Below are 23,301 nucleotides of genomic sequence, written 5' to 3'. Positions count from 1 at the left end.
GTTCCTGGCAATCAGCTGTGAGTTGTCAGCGCGGCCCGTGCTTGAACCCCCATTTCTGACCCGCCGCGTCGCGGGCGGTGCCGTCGTTGATCGTGGTCGCGGTCGCGGTGTTGTTCGCCACCACGGCACTGACCGACACCTTGCTGCCGGTCTTGATCGAGGCGATGCCGTCGCGGGCCGAGTTCACCAGGGTCTCCGCCGCGACGGTGTAGGTGCGGCTGTACCCGTCCGCACTCTTCACGGTGATCGAGTCCGTGCTGACCGCGGTCACGTCACCCTGCTGGGTGGCGATGGTCTGATAGCCGCCGCCGTCCTTCGGGACCACGAACTCGCCGTGCAGCGCCCCACCGTCACCGAACTCGCCGCGATGCCCGAACCCGCCCTTGCCCGGTCCGCCGGGCTGCTGCTGGTTCGGCGTGGACGGTGTCGACGGCGACGCCGAGGGGGACGGCGTGGGGTCCGCGTTGGTCGCGGCCCAGGCCACCCCGCCTGCGGTGGTGGTCACGGCGACCGCGGCGACCGTGCCGAGGATCCGCCACCGCTTCTCTGATAGCTTCATCCTGCTCTGCCTTCCGAACTGCGTGCCAGGCTGACCTGCCACTTGGTCTTCCCACGCTGCACCGCCGAACTGAGACGGGGCTCCGGTGCGGCTGAGAAAACCCTGGCAATTCAGACGACGAAGAGTACGGCGGCCAGCCAGACCGCCGCAGCCAGCGACGTGCCGATGAGCTCGATCAGGATCGACACCCCGGTCTGCCGCAGCGCATGCTTGGTCGACGTCCACGCGCCGGCGTGCGTGCGCTGCCGCTGGACCTCGGACAGGTAGACACCGATCGGGAAGCCGACGAACATGCCGACCACCGGGATCACGAAGAACCCGACGATCCCGAGCAGGACGCCGACGAGCATGGACCGGCGGGGCACTCCGGCTTCCCGGAGCCGTCGCTCCGGTACGACGTACTTCACCACCTGACTCGCACCGATCAAGGCCCCGGTGATCGCGAACACGATCCAGCCGGTCGCGCTGTGCGTCAGGATCGCCCAGACCAGGATCGCCGCCAGACTCAGGAGGGCCCCGGGCAGGATCGGCACGACGATCCCCACGATCCCGACGAAGATCGCGACGCCGACCAGGAGGGTCACACCAGTTTCCACACCGACACTCTGCCGCAAAAGCAGCCCTTTAGGGTGGAGCCATGTCCCAGCTGCACGAACTGGTCACCGCACTCGCTGCTCCCTGGGTGGTCCTGTCGCCACGATCCGGGCAGCTCACCGGCTCCGGCGCCGAGGGGGTGTACGCCCGCGACCGGCGCATCCTGTCCCGGCTCAGGGTCACGATCGACGGCCGGGAGCCGATCCCGGTGCACGCCGTCGAGCGCTCCGCGGCGGCCCACGAGTACGTCGCGATGGTCGAAGGACTCGGTGACACCCGGCACGATCCGACCGTGATGCTGTACCGCACCCGGGAGGTGGACAGCGAGGGCCTGACCGAGCGGATCACACTGGTGAACCGTTCCCGCGCGGCGATCGCGTGCCGGCTGGATGTTGCCCTGGGCACCGATCTCGCCGGGACGGCCGCGGTCCGGAGCGGAGCGGCCGCCGAGCTGCCCGACCTGACGCCACTGCCGACCAGGGCGGGGGAGTCGGGTTGGCTGCACTGGGAGAAGGCTGGGACCCGGGTGAGCGTGAGTGCCGATCCCGGAGTCGCCACCATGCCCCGGCTCGAGCCGGGGGAGGAGTTCACTATCACCCTGCGCGTCAGGGCTGACTTCCCGACATCGACCACCGGCTTCTCGATCGAGCCGCCCGCGGACAGAGCGCCGTACGGCGTCGGCCTGAGCTGTGACGACAAGCGGGTCGAGCGTTGGCTGCAGCGCTCACTCGACGACGTGCTCGCGCTGCAGTTGGCCGTCGGCGCCGATCGCTATCTCGGCGCCGGCCCGCCGTGGTATCTCACGCTCTTCGGCCGCGACTCGCTGATCTCGTCCGGCATGCTGATCCCGGTCGACCCAGGACTAGCCGCCGGAACCCTGCGAGCGCTCGCCGCCTGGCAAGGCACCAAGGTCGACCCGGACTCCGCCGAGCAACCCGGCAAGATCCCGCACGAGCTCCGCGCCGAGGTCGCCGACCACGGCGGCGGTCTCGTCCTGCCCGCGGCGTACTACGGAACGCATGACGCGACCCAACTCTGGATCACCACCCTCCACAAGGCTTGGCGCTGGGGCATGCCGGCCAAAGAGGTCAGCGACCTGCTACCGAACCTGCGCCGCGCACTCGGTTGGATGAAGGACTACGCCGATCCTGACGGCGACGGCTTCCTCGAGTATGTCGACGAGTCCGGCCACGGACTGGCCAACCAGGGTTGGAAGGACTCCGCCGACGCGGTGCAATGGCCGGACGGCACGCTCGCCACCGCACCCATCGCGCTGTGCGAGGTGCAGGGCTATGCGTACGCCGCGGCGGTCAGGGGAGCCGAGCTCCTCGAAGCGCACGGTGAATCCGGCGACGAATGGCGGCAGTGGGCGGCCGCTCTGCAGGAGCGGTTCCGCTCCGCGTTCTGGGTCGACGGTTACCCGGCGATCGCGCTCGACGGCGCCAAGGACCCGGTCGTCGGGCGCGCGTCGAACATGGGTCATCTGCTCGGCACCGGTCTGCTCGATGCGGACGAGGAGCAGGCGGTCGCCGACGTCCTGGCCGGCGCGGAACTGAACAGCGGCTTCGGGTTGAGAACGTTGTCCACGGCAATGACTCGGTTCAACCCGCTCGGCTATCACACCGGCAGTGTCTGGCCGCACGACACCGCGATGACGATCCAGGGCCTGTACGCATCAGGTCACGGGGCGGTGGCTTCGTCGTACGTGGACGGTCTGATTCGTGCCGCGGAAGCCTTCGGCTATCGGTTGCCCGAGTTGTACGGCGGTCGCGGTACGGACGAGGAGAACACGCCGACGCCGTACCCGTTGTCCTGCCGGCCGCAGGCGTGGGCCGCCGCATCGGTCGTCGCGGCGGTGGTTGCGGCACTGGGCATCGAGCCGGATGTTCCTGGTGAGACGCTGATCGTGAACCCGGCTGAGGCGCCGTGGAATGCACTCGAGGTCAGAGGGCTTCGGCTCGGTGACGAAGTACTGTCCGTGCGCGTCGACGACGGCGTCCTGACCGTGCTGGAAGCGCCTCAGAACACGCTGATGAGGGCGAATGCCGACAGCGCGAAGTAGATCGTGGCAACGACCAGGTTGCGGCCGCGGTTCGTGGTACGGACCGAGCGGAAGCGCCGGCCGATCGCGTCCGCGCCGACGGCGTAGCAGAGGTCCAGTGCCAGACCGATCAGCATCGCGCCGGCGCCGAGCAGCAACATCTCCCTGCGGAGCTGGTCGGGTCCGGCGTCGCGGGTGGTGAACTGCGGAAGGAACGCCAGGAAGAACAGCGCGGCCTTGGGGTTGAGCAGGTTCACCAGGACGCCGTCGCGGAAGACGCGGCCGAGGGGTGCCGCCGGGACGCCACCGGAGTGCTCGGTCGCGCGGACCTTGACGAGCTTGAGCCCGAGATAGGCGAGGTACAGCGCGCCGGAGACGGTGATCGCGGTGAACAACGCGGGGGAGGCCTGCACGAGCGCCGCAAGGCCGAGCGCGGTGACGACGATGTAGACGAGCGTGCCGGTCTCGATCGCCAGCGCGGAGACGACCCCGGCGCGGCGTCCCTGGGTCAGGCTGCGCAGCGAGATGTAGAGGTTGTTGGGCCCGGGCATGCCGACCAGCACCACCGTCGCACCGGCGAACCCCAACAGCTGCCCGATCCCCATGATCCCGCCTTCCACTCGAACTGGACTGGTTGCCGGTACTAGCCTGGCGGCGCGAGAAGCAGTCCACCCGAGCCAATAAGGGGAGAAGTGGACCGTTCCGGAGACCCAGCCGCTTTGGCCGACCTGATCGGTCACCGGCTGACCGGCCGCGCCGGCGGCTTGTACCGGCGATTGGCCGACGCGATCGCGGCCCTGATCGGCTCGGCCGAGCTCCCGGTCGGCGCCCGCCTCCCGGCCGAACGCCGGCTCGCCGAGTCCCTCGCGATCAGTCGCTCCACGGTCGTCGCGGCGTACGACGAACTCCGTGCCCGCGGGCTCGTCGAGAGCCGGCGCGGCAGCGGTACGACCGTCGCACGGGCGGCGGGGCGTGGTCGTTCACGAGCGGACAAGCAGGTGCCGGCCGGGTACGGCGAGTCGTTGTTCCATCGGATCGCGGTCGGCCCAGGAGAGGTCATCTCGCTCACGTACGCCGTCGACCCGGGATTGCCCGAACTCGCCGAGGAATTGATCGACCTGGCGTCCGGCGACCTCCCAGCGTTGCTCGACGACGTCGGCTACCACCCGCGCGGGCTGTCGGTGCTGCGGGAGCGGATCGCCGAGCACTTCACGTCGTCGGGGTTGCCGACCGAGGCCGACGAGGTGGTGGTCACCACGGGTGCACACCAGGCGATCGCTCTGGTGACGCAGATGTATCTGCGCACCGGGGCCACGGTGGTGATCGAGCAGCCCAGCTGGCCCGGGTGCTTCGACCTGTTCGGCGCGGCCGGCGGGCGGGTGGTCGGCGTACCGCTGGATGACGCCGGCATCCGGCCGGACCTGCTGACGGCAGCGTTCGCCGAGCATCAGCCGGCGATGCTGTTCGTGATGCCGACGTTCCACAATCCGACCGGTCGGCTGATGTCAGCGAACCGGCGACGGCAGGTCGCCGAACTGGCGGCCAAGTACGGCGTTGTGGTGGTGGAGGACAACGCGTATTCGGCCTGGGATCCGGCCGGACCGTCGATCCCGCCACCGTTGGCTGCTTACGCGCCGGACGGGGCCGAGGTGCTGACGATCGGGTCGGTGTCGAAGGCGGTCTGGGGCGGACTGCGGATCGGGTGGATCCGTGCGTCACGACCGCTCGCGGAACGGCTGGCACGACACAAGGCGCTGGCTGACCTCGGGAGTCCGGTGATCGATCAGGCACTCACGGCTCGGCTGCTGCCGCGGCTGACCGAACTGACCGCGCAGCGAGCGCGGGTGTCGACTGCGCGGAAGAAGCTGATGGGGCAGTTGCTGACGGAGCGACTGCCCGACTGGGAATGGTCTCCACCGGTCGGTGGGTCCGCGCTCTGGATCCGGCTGCCAGAGACCGACGCCCGGGTGTTCGCCCAGGTCGCACTGCGGCACGGTGTCGAGGTGGTGGCGGGTCATGCGATGGATCCGACCGGCGAGCACGACGACTATCTCCGGGTGCCGTTCGCCTACTCCGAGCAAGTGCTTGATGATGCGGTCGCCCGGCTGGCCCGGGCCTGGCACGAACTCCGCCGGCACGGCCCGGCTCCCGCCGTACCTGTCGTGTGAACGGAAGGATGGCGGCCACCCTTGCGGGTGACCGCCATCGAAGCCTGTATGACTTTGGCGCCGCCGTTGGCGCGTTTAGGAAGTCAGGTCCTTACCGATCCTCGTCCGTGGCGATGGTCGGGGTCGCTTCGAGCCGTCCCGTCTCGTCGTGGATCGTGATCGCGATATTGCGCAGCTTCTCCGCGTGCTCCCGGCCGTGGTGGGCGCAGAACAGAAGCTCCCCACCGCTGGTCAAGGTGACACGAACGTAGGCCTGCGCGCCGCAGCGATCACAACGGTCCGCAGCCGACAGGGTCGAGCTCGGGGCGAGTGCTGTAGTCATTGAGGCCTCATCTCATCTAGTTCCGTACTCACCAGATACCAACATCCTGACAGACGGATCGCTTCCCGGGTGGGGCAACGTGTCCGTATGTGAGACGAACCACCTGTTCCCGTATGACGCATCTTGACGAGGAATCGTTTCGGGGAGGGTCGAATTGTTGTTTCCGGCGGGTATCGGGCGTGTCTTCTCTCACTGTGCGCCATGGTGCGGTCACAGTGCGCTGAAGATCGGAGTGTCGAACACCACTCCCGGATCGAGTCCAGATCGATACCTGCCGCAGCACGTATCTCCAGTACCCATCACCGTCCACGCACAGCCCTGCCTGCCACGATTTGGGGGTGTGGCCGCATAGGCTGTCAGCATGCGTTCGGAGCCGATCCGGTCCCGGACGTGTGCAGGTGGATTGTGAACCAGTGAAGGAGCCAAGTGGCCGCCCCGACGCCTCGCAGTACCGAGCTCGACCCGACGTACAACGCCCGCAACCTGCTCGTCCTCGAAGGTCTCGAGGCCGTCCGGAAGCGCCCCGGCATGTACATCGGGTCCACCGACAGCCGCGGCCTGATGCACTGTCTGTGGGAGATCATCGACAACGCCGTCGACGAGGCCCTGGCCGGGCACGGCGAGCGGATCGACGTGGTGCTCTACAAGGACGGGTCCGTCGAGGTCCGTGACCGCGCCCGCGGCATCCCGGTCGACATCGAGCCGAAGACCAAGCTCAGCGGCGTCGAGGTCGTGTTCACCAAGCTGCACGCCGGCGGCAAGTTCGGCGGCGGGAGCTACAACGCCTCGGGTGGTCTGCACGGTGTCGGCGCCTCGGTGGTGAACGCGCTGTCCGCGCGGCTGGACGTCGAGGTCGACCGCGGTGGCGTGATCTGGACCACGTCGTTCCGGCGCGGTGCCGCCGGTGAGTTCGACGGCGAGGGCGCGAACGCGCCGTTCACGCCGGCCAAGGGTCTGCGCAAGGCCGGCCGGGCGAAGAAGGGCGTCACCGGCACCCGGATCCGGTACTGGGCCGACCGGCAGGTCTTCACCCGCGACGCGACCTTCAACTACGACGAGCTGGTCACCCGGGCGCGGCAGACGTCGTTCCTGGTGCCGGGGCTCGAGCTGGTGATCCGGGACGAGCGCGGCGACGAGATCACCGAGGAGACCTTCAAGCACGACGGCGGGATCAGTGAGTTCTGCGAGTTCCTCGCCACCGACCAGAAGGTGACCGAGGTGGTCCGGCTGACCGGCACCGGTCACTTCACCGAGACCGTGCCGATGCTCGACGACGCCGGGCACATGACGCCGACCGACGTCGAGCGCGATCTGGAGGTCGACATCGCGGTCCGCTGGGGCGACGGGTACGAGACCGAGGTCCGCTCGTTCGTGAACATCGTGGCCACGCCCAAGGGCGGCACCCACGTGGCCGGCTTCGAGCGCGCGCTGTCGAAGAGCTTCACGAACGCACTCGACGGGACCCGCCTGCTGAAGAGCGGCGAGGAGATCATCAAGGACGACGTCCTCGAAGGCCTGACCTCGGTGGTGACGGTCCGGCTGGCCGAGCCGCAGTTCGACGGCCAGACCAAGGAGGTGCTCGGCACGCCGGCCGCGTCGCGGATCGTGGCGAAGGTCGTGCAGAGCGAGCTGGAGGCGTTCCTCACCTCGAACAAGGCTGCCCAGAAGGCGCAGGCGCGCGCGGTGCTGGAGAAGGTCGTCGCCGCGTCCCGCACGCGGGTGGCGGCTCGTCAGCACCGCGAGCTGCAGCGGCGGAAGACCGCACTGGAGTCGTCGGCGCTGCCGGCCAAGCTGGCCGACTGCCGCAGCAACGATGTCGACCGCTCCGAGCTGTTCATCGTCGAGGGTGATTCGGCTCTGGGTACGGCGAAGCTCGCGCGGAGCTCGGAGTTCCAGGCGCTGCTGCCGATCCGGGGCAAGATCCTGAACGTGCAGAAGGCGTCGGTCGGCGACATGCTGAAGAACGCCGAGTGCGCGTCGATCATCCAGGTGGTCGGCGCCGGGTCGGGCCGGACGTTCGACCTCGAGCAGGTCCGCTACGGCAAGATCATCTTCATGGCCGACGCCGACTCCGACGGCGCCCACATCCGCTGCCTGCTGGCGACGCTCTTCTTCCGGTACATGCGGCCGCTGGTCGACGCCGGTCGCGTCTACACCGCCGTACCGCCGCTGCACCGGTTCGAGCTGACGAACCCGAAGAAGGGCCAGGAGAAGTACCTCTACACCTACAGCGACGCGGAGTACCAGCGGAAGACGGCCGAGCTGATGAAGAAGGGCGTCCGCTGGAAGGAGCCACCGCAGCGCTACAAGGGCCTCGGTGAGATGGACGCCGACCAGTTGGCCGAGACCACGATGGACCCGCGGCACCGCACGCTGCGCCGGATCACCGTCGACGACGGCGAGGCCGCCGCGAACGTCTTCGACCTCCTGATGGGCAACGACGTCGCCCCCCGCAAGGAATTCATCGTCCAAGGCGCCTACGACCTGGACGAGAACCGCATCGACGTCTGATGCCCCGGTTGGCGTGCTTCGATCTCGACAACACGTTGATTGATCGGGACGGGGCGTTTCTGGCGTGGGCTCGGTGGTGGGTCGGTCGCGCGGGGCTCGGGGCGGACGCGGTCGACTGGTTGGTTGCCCATGACAACGGTGGGTTCACGCCGCGGCCGCAGTTGTTCGCCGGATTCCGCGAACGCTTCGGGGTTGCTGTCTCCGTCGACGAGTACGACCGGGAGCATCCGTCGTTCACCTGGGTCGACCAGCCGGTGCTCGACGGGCTCGCTTCCTTGCGTACGGCGGGTTGGCGGGTTGCCGTGGTCACGAACGGCGGCGTGGTCCAGCAGAGCCGCAAGCTCGAGCACACCGGGATCGCCGAAGCGGTCGACTACTGCTGCATCTCGGAGGCAGCCGGCGTGCGGAAGCCCGACGCGCGGATCTTCGCGATCGCAGCCGAAGGCGCGGGGGCGACCCTGGTCGATGGGTGGATGGTGGGGGACCATCCGTCGTACGACATCGCCGGCGGGATCAACGCCAACCTGAGCACCATCCGGATCGGCCACCGCCACGACGCGCCGACGCCGATCGCGGACCACGACCTGAATTCGGTCCAGGGCGTATTCCCCATCATTCTCGCCAGCTGAATCCAGGGGTTAGCTCAGGGCGTCGACCAGCGCTTCCGGGCCGCCGACCACCGGGATCACCAGTGAGCTGTGGGCAAGGTCGAGGGTCAGCCGCGTGCCGGCGGGAGGCCGGATCGTGAAGTCGCGGTCGCTCGACACGACCATCAGCGCGAGCCTGTTCCCAGCCGGTACGACGGTGTCCTTCGGCTGCAGGTCGACGTTCATCCGGTACAGCTTGCCCGGCTGGACGGGAGCGTCGGCCCAGTCGGAGAGACGGTTGGCCGGGTCCATCCAGCCACGCGTGAGGATCGTGCCGTTGCCGGTCGGTGGGTAGCTGACCAGCGCCACGGTCAGGTTCGCTTTCGACGCGCTGAAGGCGATCTGCAGCGCGGCCGACGGCGTACCACTGATGCGGACGGGCTTGGTGAGCGGCGGCGTCTGGTAGACCAGCCGCACGTCCGAAGTGGCAGCGTTCGCCGACGTGACGGCGGCGATCGACGCGTCATCGGTGAGCGTCTCCGTCGCGGTGCCGGCCGCGGTCGGAGCGAAGGTCAGGCCACCGCGTGCCGGGGCTCCCGGCGTGAGGTGGAGACCGGCCTGACCCGAGGCGGGATCCGGCCACTCGGCGTACGGGGTCGGGTTGGCGTTGCTGCATTGCAAGCTGACGGTCGCGCCATCGGCCACCTTCTGACCGGTCGCGGTAGCCACCGCTGACGCCAGCACCAGATGGGTCGGGTCAGGGATCCTCGCGATCAGCCGGGTGGTGGTGGTGATCGTGCCGTCGGCGTTGGTCTGCGGCACGGTGAGGGAGAAGCCGATCCGGAACGGGGTGGTGTCGGCCACGGCCAGCGTTGCCGTGTTCGACTGGTCTCCGCTGACAGCGGTCTGGCGAGGTGGACAGGAGGCTGCCTCGCGGACGACCCACGACCGTGGCAGCCGCTCGACTCCGTTGGGTACGCCGTACAGGTACCGCGTGAACCAGTAGTTCACCAGCACGTCCGGCGGTGGGCCGCCGTGGCCACCCTGGTGGAAGTAGAACATATGCGGCACGTGCTGCTTCTTGAGCGCCGCGTAGAACTGCGCCGCGTTCTTCGTCATGACGTTGAAGTCGTTATTGCCATGGGCAAGCAAGGTTGCGGCGTGGACGTTGCGCACGTCCTTCATGTAGTTGCGCTCCTGCCAGAAGCCGCTACGGTTCCCGGTGGCGCGATCGATGTGGTGCTCGAGGTCGTCGATCACCGGCTGGCAGATCTTCCGTTCGCCGGTCTCGTCGAGCCGCGAGTACACGACGTCGGCCAGCACGTCCAGGTCCTCGCCCTGGAAGGCATTGTTGTTGCCGGACGGGTTGGATGACGAATGCGGTGCCCGCACCATGCCGTTCGCCCGGTAGTAGTCGTACCAGTCGGAGATCGCCGAGATCGGTACGATCGCCTTCAGGCCGTCCACCCCGGTCGTCGCGACAGCCTCCGGCAGGGTGCCGTTGTACGACGTGCCGATCATGCCGACCTTGCCGGTGGTCCAGCCGGCCACGGCCCGGGTCGAGCCGTCCCTGGACGTGTACGCCCGGGCGCGACCGTTGAGCCAGTCGATCACCGCCTTGCCGGCCAGCGTCTCGTTCCTGCCGCCCGACGTCGGGCAACCGTCGGAGTGGCCGGTGCCTGGTGACTCCGCATGGACGACGGCGAATCCGCGCGGCACCCAGGTCGACTCGAGGCTGGTGCTGATCACCGGGCTGGTGTCGAAGGCCGTCCAGAACGGCGCCCGCGGCCGGAGCAGGGGCGGCGAGCCGAGCGGGTGATCGACGGCCCAGTTGCTGTACGCGTCCGCCGTACCCGCGTAGTACGGGCTGTCCTCGAAGACGACCGGTACTTTCAGCCCCTCGGTGAGCACCTCGCGCGGCGCGGAGAAGTCGGTGTGGATCCGGTCGAGCTCGCCGTCGTGGTCGCTGTCGAACGGCGCCTGGACCCAGACCTCACCGCTGTACCAGTCGGTGGGGTTGGTGGAGAAGACCGCCTGGGCAAGACCGTCGACGAAGGTCGGCGCCACCGGCGCTGGAGTACCGGTCGTCGCGGGTCGTGCCGAGGCAGGACTGGCAACTGCCGCGACCACCAGAACGGTCGTCGCGGCAGCGCTCGCCAGAAGTCGGATTCTCATGTCTGGTCCTCTCCGAGCGTTCGCCTGGCAGATCAAACCTCTGAATCATGCGGCGGGACCTCCCGAATCGCAACAGCTAGGACCGCGGAGGTACGGCGAGGATGGTGCCGTCCGGGCCGGGTGACAGCCGGCGGCCGTCCACGGAGACCTGGCAGTTCTCGGTCGTGATCGTGACGTCGACGGTGTGGCCACGGTAGTTGAGGCCGTGGACGCTGATGTTGCCCGCGGCAACGGGGTGAGGGTGGATGGTGAGGGATCCGTCGGGGTGCGGGCGGATCCCGGCCAGGCCGGTGAGGATGGCCTCGGCGCCGCCCGGCGGGAGGCATCGTTCGGCCGGTCCTTCATGAACACAATACTGATCACCTGAGGCACGGTAGTGAGCACTTTAGTCGTCACGTCCTGCGCCGGATATGCACTTGCCTGCACACGCTTCCCGGGCGGAGGCTTCTGTCTCGGGCTGGTGTCGGCGACGTTGTTCCTGCCGCACGGCTACACGATCATTCCGGTGGCATCGCGACAAGGCGAACTCGGGCGGCCTGATGGTGCACAAGGCCAGCCACCACTTCGATCTGGTGAACTGGTGGCTCGGCGCCGAACCCCGGATCGTCGATGCACAAGGACAGTTGGCCTTCTACGGTCCGGGGCGCCGGCACGGGTACGCGCGGGACTACGTCCGTGCCCATGGATCCGGGGCCGCCCTGGACGATCCGTTCGCGCTGCACCTGGCCGACAACCAGACCTTGCGTGAGCTGTACCTGGACGCGGAAGCGGAGGACGGCTACTACCGCGATCGCAACGTGTTCGCGCCAGGGGTGTCGATCGAGGACGACATGGCGGTGCTGGTGGCCTACGACTCCGGGGCGACCATGACGTATCACCTGACCGCGTACTCACCGGCCGAGGGCTACCGCGTGATGTTCAACGGATCGCGGGGACGGCTGGAGCTGCATGTAGAAGAGTCGACATTTGTCCTGCCACACCGGCGGGTCGAGTCGGCCAGGGGAGCGGTACATGGCGACCTCGCCGCGCCGACGGCCGGACAGACAAGCATCACCCTGCGGCCGCTGCGGTCAGCGCCTGTTGACCACACCGTCGAGCACGATCACGCCGGCCATGGTGGCGCCGACGCCCGCGTACTCGCGGCGCTGCTCGACGACTCGCGGACCGAGGGAGCCGAGGTGGCTGATGCCCGGCAGGCCGCGCTGGCGCTGGTGACCGAGCTGGCGGCGAACCGCTCCTTCGAGACCGGACTGCCTGTTCGAACGGCCGACGTACTGGCTCTTTGAGTGTGCGTCGCCACGCCCTGCCTGATCAGAAAACTGTGCCGAGCGTGGCGATGAATAGTCTTCTGGCTGTCCTGTCGTTTCCGCGAGTACCGGCGGGGACCAACCCCTTCCCGCGGACGCCACTTGGTCAGCCTCATCGCTGGTCGCCACCCCCGGCCGCCTCGCTACCCCGCCCGGCTGCCTGGGTCGGTCACTTTGTGCACGAGATCCGTACGGCGCCGGCCCTCCGCGTACGGATCTGGTGCACAAGGTCGAGCTCTGCTGTGGCCGAAACCGGTTTGGCCGGGTGAGTGGCTCAGGTCCGAACCCGCAACGGTCCCGGGCGAGCGGCGTCGTTTGGCGGGCGGGGGCGCGGACACCGTGTCGGGACCTGAGACACCTCGTGAGCTGTCCTAGGTCCCGACATCTTGTCCCAGGTCCCACCCGCCGTCCGAGAGCCGGCTTTCTGTACTAGCTGAGCGCTGCGCGGAGGATCGCGTGGGCGCCGGTGACGATCGCCTCGCGGTTGGCCTCGTACGTCGGGTCGGTGATGTCGGTCTTGTTGGCCGGGTCGAAGGACAGCACGGGGACGTGCAGGTGACCGGCCGGCATCGACGGGTCGAGCAGGTCGCGCTGCAAGGTGTTGCGGTAGGCAACCTCATTGGAGAGGTACCCGCCGCCGGTGCCCTCCGCGGCGATCGAGCCGGGCGTCGGGCCGAGCGGCTGACGGACCGGCTGGGTCTGGCCGGCCGGGATCTCCAGCACCGACGTGTTGACGCGCGTGCGGAACGGCGTCACGTCGGCCTGCGACATCCGCGCCAGCGGCAGACTCGACGTGATCCACTCGGGTCCCGGCGGCATGCTGGGGGAGACGATCGGAGCGGAGATCGTGCCGCCGCCCCAGAGGCTGTTGTTGTCGCCGATCGAGCTGACCGAACGACGCCGGCCGTTGAACACCTCGAGGTCGAAGATTCCGACGCGCCCCTGGCTGGCCGTCATGACCAGGTCCGCGTGCTGTGGGCCGGGGCGGTAGTGCGGTGCGAGTGCGTTCTCGACCATGTTCTCGTCGAAGTCGGTGTAGCGGACCGGGAACACGACGGTCTGGATCTCGTACGTCGTGCCGTTGATCGTCCAGCGCTGCCCGTCCAGCGTGAGCGCGTTCGCCCCGGACGGGTTGCCGATCCGGATGTCCGCATCGAGCGTGAACGGGTCGAAGCCGGTCACCAGGATCTTCCGTACGCCGGGCGCGAACCGGGTGCTGGTGATGCCGCGCGAGGTGTACTCGAGGGATCGGATCAGTCCGGCGCGTTCCGTCGTACCGAGGCCGAACCGGGGGTGCCATTGTCTCAATGCGAGCGCCATCGAGAGGCGGGCCCAGTACAGGCCGCGGTCGTCGGTGGCGGGTAACGCGTCCGATCCGTTCGGCGTCTGCTGGGCTCGGTGGGTCGCCGTACGCCAGAGGGCTTCGCCTTGCGCGTGCACGAGGGCCGCAGCGGCTTGGCGGTTCGGGATCGAGCAGAGCAGGCGGGTGAACAGGGCGACCTGGCGGTCGAAGCCGGAGCGGCGAAGGATCTCGGCCGGGACCGATGGACCGCCGGCGACGCCGTTGTCGAGACGTTGCTCCTCGACCGTTCCGGTAGCGGACTGGTCGAGGCATCCGGTGACAGGCGGGATGGCGTGGACCGTCGGAGCGCCGGACAGGACTGTCGTGAGGGCGAGGGCGCCGACGAGCAGGGAACGCGAAAATGAGCTGGGGCGGAGTCTCATACGTGGTGTCTACCAGATCCCGGCGCGAGTTCCGAGAGATTCCGAACAACCCCGGGTGATCATCTGGCCGTCACGCGCAGAGTTGGGTGTGGAGGGTTTGGGTGGCCCAGGTGAGCCAGCGGTCGTGGGGCCAGGCTCGGTCTCGGGTGAAGAGGAGGTAGAGCTCGGGGCTCAGGATGCCGTAGAGGAGATCGGCGGCTTCGTCGGCCGTCAGTCCATCGCGAGCGCCGGGCTTGGTGACGAGGGCGTCCGCGGCTGCGCGCTGGACGACGTACCGCAGGTCCTCGTCCTGGGGCCAGAGCGCGGCGACCTCGGGGTCGTTCGCGACGGCCGCTTCGAGGACCCGCATGATCGGGGACACCCGGGCGAGGACGGCGCTCGAGCCGGGGACGTACGCGGCCAGCATCTCCCCGGCGGTGGCGGCGGCGACCGCGTCGGTGAACCACGGGCGGTCCATCGTGGCGACCGGTTCGCTGTCGCCGGCGATCGTCACATCGACCAGCTCTTTCAGGAGAGCCCGTTTGTTGCCGAAGGTGAAGTAGATCGTCTGCACCGCGACGCCGGCCCGGTCGGCCACGTCCTGCAGGTTGGTCGCGCCGTACCCGTCGGCGACGAACAGCTCCCTCGCGGCCTCGATGATGCGCCGCCGGGTCTCCTGCGCCTTCTCCGCTCGGCGGTTGGGCCGCTTGACAACAGTCATGACTAGAGTCTATCTCTAGATTCGTTCGCTATAAGTCAACTCTAGTGAAAGGCGATAGTCATGTCGCTCATCGCAATCACCCGCTTCGAGGCCACCACCGACGACGCCTCCGACATCCGCGGCAAGCACAACGCCCTGGTGGACGCGGTCCGCGCCGCCATCCCAGGCCTCACCGAGGCCCGGCTCGGCCGGCTCCAGAACCAGTGGGTCGGCGTCTGGCGCTGGGAGTCCGCGGACGACCTGAAGGCAGCCCGTGAACTCGCCCCGACCCTCGCAGAGACCAAGGCGGCGTTCGCCCTGGTCCGCGAGGGTACGGCGGCCGTCGACGAGATCGACGTGACCGACGAGCGCTAAGCGCCGGGGAGCGATCGCGGCAGACCGAAGGCCGGGAACACGCTGTTCTCGAACCGGGTCATGGCGGAGATCCGGTCGCCGCTGAGGGTAAGGACGTACAGTCCGGTGCCGTGCCGGACGCCGGCGGCGCCGCGCAGGTAGGCGCCGAACGCCGGCTGACCGTTGGCTCGGGTCGGGACGAGGTCGAATCTCCGGCCCGAGCCGAACAGCATGGCGCAGAAGCCGGCCACGATGTCGCGGCTCTCGTACTCGAACGGCAGCGGCGGCATGGACATGAAGACGTCGTCGGTCAGCAGGGCGAGCAGTCCGTCGATGTCGGCGGACTCCCACGCGCTGACGAACTTCGCCACCATCGCATCCTCGGCGGGTGAGTCGGCGGCGGGAGGCGGTTCGGCGGCCGCCGACTGCCGGCGCTGCAGGCTGACGCGGGCCCGTTTGAGGGCGCTCTTCACCGACTCGATGGTCGTGTCGAGCATGCCGGCCACCTCGTTCGCGCGGAATCCGAGGACGTCGCGCAGGATCAGTACGGCGAGTTGGCGAGGCGGCAGGACCTGAAGGGCGGTCACGAAGGCCAGGGAGATGGATTCGGTCTGCTCGTAGCGGGCCTCGGGGCCGAGCGGCACGGTGATCGCGCCGTCGAGAAGCGCGTCGGGGTATGGCTCGAGCCAGACGACCTCGCCGAGCCGAGTCGGCTCGGGCGGCTCGACCCCGGGGATGTCCCATTCCTTGGCGGGACGCCGGCTGGCTGACCGCAGCGTGCTGAGGCACCGGTTGGTGGCGATCCGGTAGAGCCAGGTGCGGAGCGAGGCGCGCCCCTCGAACCCGCTGAGCCCCTGCCAGGCAGCCAGCAGGGTGTCCTGGAGGGCGTCCTCGGCGTCCTGGAACGATCCGAGCATGCGGTAGCAGTGCACCTGGAGCTCCCTGCGGTGCGCCTCGGTCAACGCCCGGAACGCCTCCTCGTCGCCGGCCCGCGCCCTGCTGATCAGGTCGGCTCTCACCAACTCCACTCCGGCCACCTCTCTGTCGTGTCGCGCTTCCATCCTGTATGGACGCCGGCCGAGGAGCGAAGGGGGCGGTCTGCGGACGCCCCGTTTCCGGACACCGCGGAGTCTCCATCAGCAGTAGTCGCCATCACGACAAGGGAGAACCGACATGGGAAAGCTCATCGTCACCGAGAACATCACGCTCGATGGAGTCATCCAGGACCCGACCGGTGAGGAAGGTCTCGGCCGCGGTGCCTGGAGCCAGATGGGGCCCCTGGATCAGGCTGCGTGGGCCGAGTTCTTCACCGACGAGGCGCTGGACGTCGAGGCGATGCTGCTGGGGCGACGGACCTACGAGTACTTCGCCGGACGGTTTCCGTCCCGGACCGGCGTCTGGGCGGAGAGGTTGAACAGCATGCCGAAGTACGTCGTCTCCGCCACCCTCGAGGCCGCCGAGTGGAACAACTCGACCGTGCTGACCGGCGACATCGTGGACGACGTCTCGAAGTTGAAGGAAACGCTCACCGGAGACCTCGTCGTCTACGCGAGTGGCCGCCTCGTGCCGACACTGCTGGAGCACGATCTGGTCGACGAACTGCGGCTGATGACGTTCCCGTGCGTACTCGGCGCCGGGCAACACCTCTTCGGCGAGACCGGCGAGCAGAAGCCTCAGCGCCTCGTCGGCAACCGGACCATCGGCGACGGTCTCGTTCTGCTCACCTACCAGCGCGCCAACTGAACAGGCGGTAGGCGTCAGTCGATCTGGGTGAGTTGCCCGGTGTCGACGTCGTACATGAAACCGCCGACGAGGATGTCGTCGCCGATCAGCGGATGTTCGCGGACGGCGGCGACATCGCGGCGGAGGGCCTCGAGCTGGTCGGGGATGACCGGGATGGGCAGGTAACCCGCCGGTTTCCCGGCAGCCGCCTCGACCTTCGCGCGCAGGTCGTCCTCCGACATCGCGGCCATCGCGCAGCGGGTGTGCGGGATGATCATGATCCGGCGGACGCCGAGCAGCTGGACGCCCAGGACGAGCCCGGTCAGCGTGACCTCGGTAACCCGGCCGCCGGCGCTGCGCAGCACCTTCGCGTCACCCGGCTTCAGCCCGAGCATCTCCAGCGGCGGGATCCGGGAGTCCATGCAGGTGACCACGCCGATGCCGGCGTGCGCGATGCCGTCGAACCCGCCGTAGTGGAAGTCGGCGACGTAGTCGGCGTTGGCGGCCAGGACATCCTCGAAACCGGTACTCAACGGACCTCACCAGGCTCAGGGGTTCCGGGGTGCAGGATCGACATGGCGAAAGGCTCCTTTCCGCAGGACTCCGGACGGGGTGGATCGGCGGGTGCGCTGGTCACCGGCACGGTCCAGGACCGGCCGTCGACATGCCGTACGGCGACGGCCTCGAGGTCTTCGCCCACGACACTGAGGGCATCCAGCGCGAGCTCACCGACAAGACGGCGTACGGCGATCTCCGCGGCCTGACCGCGTTTGGTCCAGGTCGAGCGGCCGCGCAGCCCGGTCAGCACGATGTCACCACGACCGGCCGCGTCCAGCACAGCCGTGGCGGTCTCGACAGTCAACTGGCCGTGCATGGTGCCGGCCGGCAGGAAGGTCGCGGTCGGCGCGAACCGGTGACCGCCGAGGTGGTTCGCCTCCCAGACCCGGCCCGGCGCGAGCTTCTCCAGCGCGGAGACGAGCGGGCGGCCGAGGAGTGCGCAGCACTCGTCGCGCTTGCCGTTCGTGCAGACCAGCACAACGGGCTCGTCGATCGGGGCCAGCGACGGCAGCGACGCGAGTACGGCGGTCCGGTCGCCGCGACCGACCGCGTCGAGGTCGAGTTCCTTCAGTGCGGCGGGATCGTCGACACAGGCACCAAGCAACCACGTGCGCCCCGGGAGGGTCGAGGCGACGTACACCTGGTGCGAGCGCTCGACCTCATCCGGGTGGCGGCCGGGGGAGCGGATCAGCCCGAAGCGGACATCCACCTTCTTGCACGCCTCGTCGAAGGCGCCGCCGAAGGCCGGGTCCAGGTGACTCTGCGTCGGCGCCTTCGCGCCCCACGGCCCCGGCTGCTCGACAACCACCCAGCCCACGGCCACAACCGCCGTACCGGCGAGGGGCTCACGCAACTCCCGGCAGAAGGTCGAACACAAACCGGCACGACCGGTGGCGTCGAGACGATGGGTCACAGCATCACCGTACGCGAGGTGAGACGGCTGTCCCTCATGATGATCAGGATGTGTGCACAACGCCACGTCGGCCGAGCAGGAGCGCGGCCAGGAGGGCGGCCAGGAAGGCGCTGACGGCGGCGCCGGCGAAGATGGTGTGAACTTGTGAAACGGCGGCATCGCGGAGCGCGTCGACGAACGGACGGCAGTTGCCGGGGGACTTCGGGCAGAGTTCGTTCGGCGAGGGGATGTCGTCGGCAAGCGCGAAGTACCGCCGCAGGCCGATGGCTGTGAGGGCGGACACTCCTACCAGCATGCCGACCATCCGCGCGACCACGACCAGCGCGCTGACCAGGCCGTGACTGTCGGCCGGCGTGGCACCGAGCATGGCGGTGTTCACCGGAGACAGCGCGAGCCCGAAGCCGAAGCCGCAGAGCAGGAGTACGACGGTCGCCGGCCAGTGATCGAGCGCAGTACGGCTCCAGAACGCCATCAGCACGAACATCGCGCCGGACAACGCGAGCCCGGCACCCGTGATGAGGCCGAGGCCATAGCGCCGAGTCAGCCAGCCGCCGACGACCGCACCGACCGGCAGGGCGATCAGGAACCGCAGCAGCACCAGAGCGGCGGCCAGTTGCCCACCGCCCTGGGTCGTGCGGGCGAACACGGGTACGTCGACCAGCGCGGCGATCAGCGCACATCCGACGAGGAAGCTGACGACCAGCGATCCCCAGGCCGGCCGCGCACCGAGGAGACCGTGCGGCACGATCGCCCGCGTCGTACGGCGCTGCCAGGCCGCGAACGCGATCGCGAAGACTGCGGCGGCGACCAGGAGCCATGGGCCGGCCGGCGACATCAGCTCACGCTCGGGGTCGGCGGTCGCGAACGCCAGCACCACGCCGGCTAGGGCGAGCGCGAGGAGGACTGCTCCGACGAGGTCGACCTGGGCCAGCACAGTCCTCATCCGGCCGCGGCTGCGCCACGCGACCAGACCGAGCCAGAGCAGACCCAGCACGAGGGTGGCGACTCCGATCGGGGTGAGCAGCCGGGAAGACCCGGTGAACGGCACGAATGGCAGGCCGAGCGTTACGCCAGTTGCCAACCGCTCGGGCGCGGTGAGAGTCAGCCCAAGTGCGATGCAGGCGAGCACCCCGATGATCGCGGACAGAGGCGGTGGTCGCCGTCCGCGCAACAACAGGGCCAGCACGACAGCGACGGTGAGATTGAGCCAGAAGATGTACCGCCAGTCCGCGATCGCCAGTACGGCGGCGCCGAGCAGTGGGCCGAGCACCGAGCCGAGCTCCTGCACCGCACCAACAACACCCAGCGGAAGGCCCCGCCGCTCAGCCGGCCACAGATCCGCCACCAAGGCCAGCGTGGCCGGGACCAGCCCACCACCGCCGACACCCTGGAGAAACCGACCGGTCACCACCAGCGGCAGGTCGTACGCCCCGGCTGTGATCAGCGAGCCGACCGCGAACAGCAACAACGCACCGACCAGCACCGGCGTCCGCCCGACCACATCGGCGATCCGCCCGATCAGCGGGAGCACCGCGATGTACCCGAGCAGGAACCCGGAGATGATCGGCGCCGCCCGCTGCAGCTGGTCGGCCGACAGCCCGACCCCGGCCATCATGTCCGGCAGCGCGAGGACGACGACGTACGTGTCGGCCGCCGCGAACGCCACCGCGATGGAGGCCAGGGTGAGTTGGGTCCTCGGGTTGCTCACCGGCGCCGGGCGGCCGACGGACGAGCTCACGGCTTGGTGATCTCGATCTTCTCGCCGTACTTGTCGAGGGTGACGTCGTAGCTGCTGGTGGCGTCGCCGTAGAAGGGACCGGTGATGGTGGCGGAGACGAGTTGCTTGGAGTCCTTGTCGATCTTGAACGAGCTGGGGAAGTCCTTGTCCGCGGGGGCCTTCGGGAAGATGCCCTGCAGGGACTGGCCCGGGGTCGAGCCGGTGACCTCGGTCAGGACCTTCGCTCCGTCCCGGCTCTCACCTTTCACCTTCGGGTCCTTCACGGCCGTCAGCAGCGACGACAAGCCCTTCGCCGGGTCCAGCAGGACCGCTGGGTCGGGCGCGCCGAGACCGGCCAACTGCGACGGCGGGAGCTCGATGTAGCTCGGGGTGAACGACAGCTTCGCGTAGACCTTGCTGCCGACCGACACCACCTGGGCGTCGATCGGGGCGCCGTTCGAACGGACCGTCAGCTTGCCCTTGAATGCCGGGGCATGTGTCGCGACTCCATCACCACTCGCCAGCGTCTGTGCGTTGTCCGGCAGGTCCCGCCCGGTCAGCACAATGTGCACGCTGGCCGCGTCGTCGATCGACTTCTTGGCCGCGGTCAGCATCGCGACCGCGTCGTCGCCCGACTGACCGTCGCCCCCGCCGGAGTCCTTCTTGTCGCTGCAGCCCGCCAGCGCTATCACGAGCACCGCGCAGAGCGCGAGCAGTCTCTTCACAGGGGTCAGCCTGCCAGATCAGGAGCGCAGGCTGCGATCGGCTGAGCCACCGGTACGCCGGAACCGTCGCGCCGCATGTCGATCGGCGGCAACTCGACCGGAGCACCACTGCTCGCGCTCGCCCGCACCGGCGCCGAACCGATGAACCCGAGCAGCAGCCCGTCCTCACCCTTCAGCAACCGCTGGCACCGCACACCACCGGTGCCACGGCCCTTGCCCGGGTACTCGTTGAACGGCGTCACCTTCACCGCGCCGACCTCGGTCCCCGGTAGTGCCGACGACGAGCCTGCGATCGTCACGACCTGCGCCTCGCGACCGGTGTTCACGGCACCGAAGAAGACCACCTTCGCGCCGGCGGTCAACCGGATGCCGGCCATGCCACCCGCGGTCCGCCCCTGCGGCCGGACCACCGACGCCGGGAAGTGCAGCAGCTGCGCGTCCGACGCGATGAAGCACAGCTCCTCGTCGCCGGTGGTCAGCTCGACCGCGCCGATCACCTCGTCGCCGTCGTTCAGCCGGATGATCTCCCACGAGTCGCGGTTGCTCAGGTGGTCGGGTACGACGCGCTTCACCACGCCGCCCGTCGTCCCCAGGGCGACGCCGATCGAGTCGGGATCCATCGTGGTCAGCGCGAGCGCCTTCTCACCCGGCTCCAGCGAGACGAACTCCGCCACCGGCGCGCCACCCTGCAGGTTCGGCGCGTTCGCGGTCGTCGGTACGGCGGGCAGATCGAGCGACTCGAGCCGGATCAGCCGGCCCGTGCTGGTGATCAGCCCGTACTGACCACGCGCCGTGCTCTTCACCGCGGAGACGATCGCGTCGTGCTTCGCCCGGGTGTCACCGGTGCCGAACGGCTCGACGCCGTTCGTCCGCGCGAGCAGGCCGGTCGAGCTCATCAGGATCCAGCACGGGTCGTCGCTGACCTCGAGCGGCACGGCCGCGGTCTTGGTCGCACCGGACGACTCGAGCAGCACGGTGCGCCGCGGGGTGCCGTAGGTCTTCGCGATCTCGGCCAGCTCGTCGGACACCGTCTTGCGCAGCAGAGCCTCGTCCTCGAGGATCGCGGTCAGCCGCTCGATCTCACGCTCGAGCTCACCCTTCTCGGTCTCCAGTTCGAGCTTGGAGTACTTCGTCAGCCGGCGCAGCGGCATGTCGAGGATGTAGTTGGCCTGCACCTCGGACAGGTCGTAGATCTCGATCAGCCGGCCACGGGCCTCGGCCGCGTCGTCGCTGCCGCGGATGATCTGGATGACCTCGTCGATGTCGAGGATCGCGATCAGCAGACCGTCGACGATGTGCAGCCGGTCCTGCGCCTTCTGCCGGCGGAACTCGCTGCGCCGCCGGACCACGTCGTACCGGTGGTCGAGGTAGACCTCGAGGAGGTCCTTGAGCCCGAGGGTGCGCGGCTGGCCGTCGACCAGGCAGACGTTGTTGACGTGGAACGCGTCCTCGAGCGGGGTCAGCTTGTAGAGCTGCTCCAGCAGGGCCTCGGGGACGAAGCCGTTCTTGACCTCGATCACCAGCTGGGTGCCGTGGGTGCGGTCGGTCAGGTCCTTGACGTCGGCGATGCCCTGCAGCTTCTTCGCCTGGACCAGGGTCTTGATCTTCTCGATCACCTTCTCCGGGCCGACGGAGTACGGCAGTTCGGTGATGACGATGCCCTTGCGCCGGGGGGTGACGTTCTCGATCCGGGCGGTGGAGCGCATCTTGAAGCTGCCGCGACCGGTCGCGTAGGCGTCCTTGATGCCGTCCAGGCCGACGATCTTGCCGCCGGTCGGCAGGTCCGGGCCGGGGACGAACCGCATCAGGTCGTCCAGGGTCGCGGTCGGGGTCTTGATCAGGTGCCGCAGCGCCTGGATCACCTCGACCAGGTTGTGCGGGGCCATGTTGGTCGCCATCCCGACCGCGATCCCGGTGGCGCCGTTGACCACCAGGTTCGGGAAGGCGGCCGGCAGCACCGCCGGCTCTTCCTCCTGGCCGTCGTAGTTCGGCCGGAAGTCGACGACGTTCTCGTCCAGGCCCTGCGTCATCGCCATCGCCGGCGGCGCCATCCGGCATTCCGTGTAACGCATCGCCGCTGGACCATCGTCCAGAGATCCGAAGTTCCCGTGGCCGTCGATCAGCGGGACCCGCATCGACCACGGCTGCGCGGTCCGGACCAGCGCGTCGTAGATCGCGCCGTCGCCGTGCGGGTGGTACTTACCCATCACCTCACCGACGACGCGGGCCGACTTCACGTGCCCGCGGTCGGGGCGGATGTTGTTCTCCGCCATCGAGAACAGGATCCGCCGCTGGACGGGTTTCAGCCCGTCCCGAGCGTCCGGCAGCGCCCGGGCGTAGATCACCGAGTAGGCGTACTCCAGGTAGCTGGAGCGCATCTCGTCGGAGACATCGACGTCGAGGATGCGCTCCTCGAAGTCCTCGGGCTCGGCGGTGGTGCTGCTACGGCGTGCCATGCGGGTCTGCGAACTCCTCGATCAAAACCGGTACGACGCCGCGACGGTCCGGCGCCGCACCCATTGTCCCTGGTGAACGGTGATTTCTGTACGAACGGCCACGCCTGCGGCGCGGCGGGTCATGGGGCTGTGACTCTCGTCCTTCCTTCGTCGCTTCAGTCGCTTCGCTCCCTGCGCTCCTCAGTCCA

At 68.7% G+C, this 23,301-nt stretch carries 21 protein-coding genes; 8 read left to right on the top strand and 13 right to left on the bottom strand.

The window, feature by feature from the left end; translation table 11 throughout:
* Positions 1 to 25: 25 nt before the first annotated feature.
* Both OG555_RS35840 and OG555_RS35835 read right to left on the bottom strand, forming a co-directional pair.
* A complete protein-coding gene (locus OG555_RS35840) occupies positions 26 to 559 on the bottom strand; it encodes a hypothetical protein (protein WP_329477340.1) in 534 nt (177 codons plus the stop codon).
* A gap of 110 nt (positions 560 to 669) precedes the next feature.
* On the bottom strand, positions 670 to 1,155 hold the full coding sequence (locus OG555_RS35835) for a DUF456 domain-containing protein (protein ID WP_329477338.1): 486 nt from the start codon (positions 1,153 to 1,155) through the stop codon (positions 670 to 672).
* A gap of 41 nt (positions 1,156 to 1,196) precedes the next feature.
* Between OG555_RS35835 and OG555_RS35830 the strand changes: the two genes are divergently transcribed.
* On the top strand, positions 1,197 to 3,215 hold the full coding sequence (locus OG555_RS35830; RefSeq protein WP_329477336.1) for an amylo-alpha-1,6-glucosidase: 2,019 nt from the start codon (positions 1,197 to 1,199) through the stop codon (positions 3,213 to 3,215).
* On the opposite strand, the gene OG555_RS35825 is transcribed toward OG555_RS35830, so the two are convergent.
* Positions 3,173 to 3,799 (bottom strand): LysE family translocator, encoded by a 627-nt coding sequence (locus tag OG555_RS35825; protein ID WP_329477334.1) that lies wholly within the window; start codon positions 3,797 to 3,799, stop codon positions 3,173 to 3,175. The two genes, OG555_RS35830 and OG555_RS35825, sit on opposite strands and share 43 nt — an antisense overlap.
* 87 nt (positions 3,800 to 3,886) lie before the next feature.
* On the opposite strand from OG555_RS35825, the gene yczR reads away from it, so the two are divergent.
* Positions 3,887 to 5,362, top strand: a complete 1,476-nt coding sequence (yczR, locus tag OG555_RS35820) for an aminotransferase-like domain-containing protein (RefSeq protein WP_329477332.1) — start codon at positions 3,887 to 3,889, stop codon at positions 5,360 to 5,362.
* A 91-nt stretch (positions 5,363 to 5,453) separates the two neighbouring features.
* Here yczR and OG555_RS35815 read toward each other — a convergent pair whose 3' ends face one another.
* The gene (locus tag OG555_RS35815; protein ID WP_329477330.1) at positions 5,454 to 5,684 is read right to left on the bottom strand and encodes a DUF7455 domain-containing protein; all 231 of its coding nucleotides are present in this window, start codon (positions 5,682 to 5,684) and stop codon (positions 5,454 to 5,456) included.
* A gap of 426 nt (positions 5,685 to 6,110) precedes the next feature.
* On the opposite strand from OG555_RS35815, the gene OG555_RS35810 reads away from it, so the two are divergent.
* Together OG555_RS35810 and OG555_RS35805 are read left to right on the top strand one after the other, a co-directional pair.
* A complete protein-coding gene (locus tag OG555_RS35810; RefSeq protein ID WP_329477328.1) occupies positions 6,111 to 8,195 on the top strand; it encodes a DNA gyrase/topoisomerase IV subunit B in 2,085 nt (694 codons plus the stop codon).
* Positions 8,195 to 8,824, top strand: coding sequence for an HAD family hydrolase (locus OG555_RS35805; RefSeq protein WP_329477326.1), 630 nt, complete (start codon positions 8,195 to 8,197; stop codon positions 8,822 to 8,824). The genes OG555_RS35810 and OG555_RS35805 overlap by 1 nt, the downstream gene beginning before the upstream one ends.
* Positions 8,825 to 8,833: 9 nt before the next feature.
* On the opposite strand, the gene OG555_RS35800 is transcribed toward OG555_RS35805, so the two are convergent.
* The gene (locus OG555_RS35800; RefSeq protein ID WP_329477324.1) at positions 8,834 to 10,957 is read right to left on the bottom strand and encodes a Xaa-Pro dipeptidyl-peptidase; all 2,124 of its coding nucleotides are present in this window, start codon (positions 10,955 to 10,957) and stop codon (positions 8,834 to 8,836) included.
* A gap of 184 nt (positions 10,958 to 11,141) precedes the next feature.
* Here OG555_RS35800 and OG555_RS35795 point away from each other — a divergent pair, with 184 nt between their 5' ends.
* Together OG555_RS35795 and OG555_RS35790 are read left to right on the top strand one after the other, a co-directional pair.
* Entirely contained in the window at positions 11,142 to 11,324 is a 183-nt protein-coding gene (locus tag OG555_RS35795) for a hypothetical protein (protein WP_329477322.1), read from the top strand.
* A gap of 172 nt (positions 11,325 to 11,496) precedes the next feature.
* Positions 11,497 to 12,243 (top strand): Gfo/Idh/MocA family oxidoreductase, encoded by a 747-nt coding sequence (locus OG555_RS35790; RefSeq protein WP_329477320.1) that lies wholly within the window; start codon positions 11,497 to 11,499, stop codon positions 12,241 to 12,243.
* Positions 12,244 to 12,693: 450 nt separating this feature from the next.
* Here the strand turns inward: OG555_RS35790 and OG555_RS35785 are convergent, their stop codons facing one another.
* Both OG555_RS35785 and OG555_RS35780 read right to left on the bottom strand, forming a co-directional pair.
* Positions 12,694 to 13,989 (bottom strand): hypothetical protein, encoded by a 1,296-nt coding sequence (locus OG555_RS35785; RefSeq protein WP_329477318.1) that lies wholly within the window; start codon positions 13,987 to 13,989, stop codon positions 12,694 to 12,696.
* A 70-nt stretch (positions 13,990 to 14,059) separates the two neighbouring features.
* Positions 14,060 to 14,689: a TetR/AcrR family transcriptional regulator gene (locus tag OG555_RS35780; RefSeq protein ID WP_329477316.1), complete on the bottom strand. Its 630-nt coding sequence runs from the start codon at positions 14,687 to 14,689 to the stop codon at positions 14,060 to 14,062.
* A 60-nt stretch (positions 14,690 to 14,749) separates the two neighbouring features.
* Here OG555_RS35780 and OG555_RS35775 point away from each other — a divergent pair, with 60 nt between their 5' ends.
* Complete coding sequence (locus OG555_RS35775) at positions 14,750 to 15,043, top strand: hypothetical protein (protein ID WP_329477314.1); 294 nt, start codon at positions 14,750 to 14,752, stop codon at positions 15,041 to 15,043.
* Here the strand turns inward: OG555_RS35775 and OG555_RS35770 are convergent.
* Positions 15,040 to 16,050 (bottom strand): sigma-70 family RNA polymerase sigma factor, encoded by a 1,011-nt coding sequence (locus OG555_RS35770; protein ID WP_329477312.1) that lies wholly within the window; start codon positions 16,048 to 16,050, stop codon positions 15,040 to 15,042. The two genes, OG555_RS35775 and OG555_RS35770, sit on opposite strands and share 4 nt — an antisense overlap.
* A gap of 145 nt (positions 16,051 to 16,195) precedes the next feature.
* On the opposite strand from OG555_RS35770, the gene OG555_RS35765 reads away from it, so the two are divergent.
* Positions 16,196 to 16,765 (top strand): dihydrofolate reductase family protein, encoded by a 570-nt coding sequence (locus OG555_RS35765; protein ID WP_329477310.1) that lies wholly within the window; start codon positions 16,196 to 16,198, stop codon positions 16,763 to 16,765.
* Between the two features lie 14 nt (positions 16,766 to 16,779).
* Here OG555_RS35765 and OG555_RS35760 read toward each other — a convergent pair whose 3' ends face one another.
* Genes OG555_RS35760 through OG555_RS35740 form a run of 5 tightly spaced genes read right to left on the bottom strand, consistent with a single transcriptional unit; the run spans position 16,780 to position 23,113 of the window.
* Entirely contained in the window at positions 16,780 to 17,277 is a 498-nt protein-coding gene (locus OG555_RS35760) for a beta-class carbonic anhydrase (RefSeq protein WP_328520893.1), read from the bottom strand.
* Positions 17,274 to 18,215: a sucrase ferredoxin gene (locus tag OG555_RS35755; protein WP_329477308.1), complete on the bottom strand. Its 942-nt coding sequence runs from the start codon at positions 18,213 to 18,215 to the stop codon at positions 17,274 to 17,276. The genes OG555_RS35760 and OG555_RS35755 overlap by 4 nt, the downstream gene beginning before the upstream one ends.
* A 43-nt stretch (positions 18,216 to 18,258) precedes the next feature.
* Positions 18,259 to 19,953: an MFS transporter gene (locus OG555_RS35750; RefSeq protein WP_329477306.1), complete on the bottom strand. Its 1,695-nt coding sequence runs from the start codon at positions 19,951 to 19,953 to the stop codon at positions 18,259 to 18,261.
* Positions 19,950 to 20,657, bottom strand: a complete 708-nt coding sequence (locus OG555_RS35745) for an LppX_LprAFG lipoprotein (RefSeq protein WP_329477304.1) — start codon at positions 20,655 to 20,657, stop codon at positions 19,950 to 19,952. Before OG555_RS35745 ends, OG555_RS35750 begins: the two co-directional genes overlap by 4 nt.
* A 5-nt stretch (positions 20,658 to 20,662) precedes the next feature.
* On the bottom strand, positions 20,663 to 23,113 hold the full coding sequence (locus OG555_RS35740; RefSeq protein WP_329477302.1) for a DNA gyrase/topoisomerase IV subunit A: 2,451 nt from the start codon (positions 23,111 to 23,113) through the stop codon (positions 20,663 to 20,665).
* Positions 23,114 to 23,301 lie beyond the last annotated feature (188 nt).

Source organism: Kribbella sp. NBC_01484, assembly GCF_036227145.1.
GTDB lineage: Bacteria > Actinomycetota > Actinomycetes > Propionibacteriales > Kribbellaceae > Kribbella.
Note: the sequence above shows the minus strand (reverse complement) of the source record. Positions and strands in the feature narration are given on the sequence as shown.